This window comes from Rhizobium sp. 05N430, from assembly GCF_056396985.1.
In genome coordinates, this window is sequence record NZ_JBFTMO010000051.1 from 1 (window position 1) to 534 (window position 534).

Annotated in this window: 1 protein-coding gene; it reads left to right on the forward strand. The window is 54.7% G+C overall.

What is annotated here, in order from left to right; genetic code table 11:
- On the forward strand, positions 1–532 hold a 532-nt coding region (locus tag AC1DJO_RS29870), incomplete at its 5' end, for a DDE-type integrase/transposase/recombinase (protein WP_477974136.1).
- Between the last annotated feature and the right edge of the window lie 2 nt (positions 533–534).

Consider the following 534-nt stretch of genomic DNA (forward strand, 5'->3'; position numbering starts at 1 on the left):
CCACGACGGCAAGGTCATGGTGATGCGGTCTAATCTCCGCTGGTGCTCGGACGGGCTTGAGTTCACTTGCTGGAATGGCGAGGTGGTTCGTCTCGCGTTCATTATCGATGCGTTTGACCGGGAAATTATCTCATGGGCAGCCGTCGCCAATGCCGGGATATCCGGCTCCGACATTCGAGACATGATGTTGGAGGCCGTCGAAAAGCGCTTCGGCGCAATCAGCGCCCCGCATGCAATAGAACATCTATCTGATAACGGCAGTGCATATACCGCGAGGGAGACCAGGCTGTTTGCCCAAGCCCTCAACCTGATCCCATGCTTCACGCCCGTGGCCAGCCCACAATCGAACGGCATGTCTGAAGCCTTCGTCAAAACCTTGAAGCGRGACTACATACGCATCTCATCCATTCCGGACGCCGACACAGCTCTCCGGAAGATCGACGGATGGATTGAAGACTATARTGAAATCCATCCACACTCAGCGCTCAAAATGGCCTCCCCAAGGGAGTTCATCAAAGCATTGTCTCAATAGCT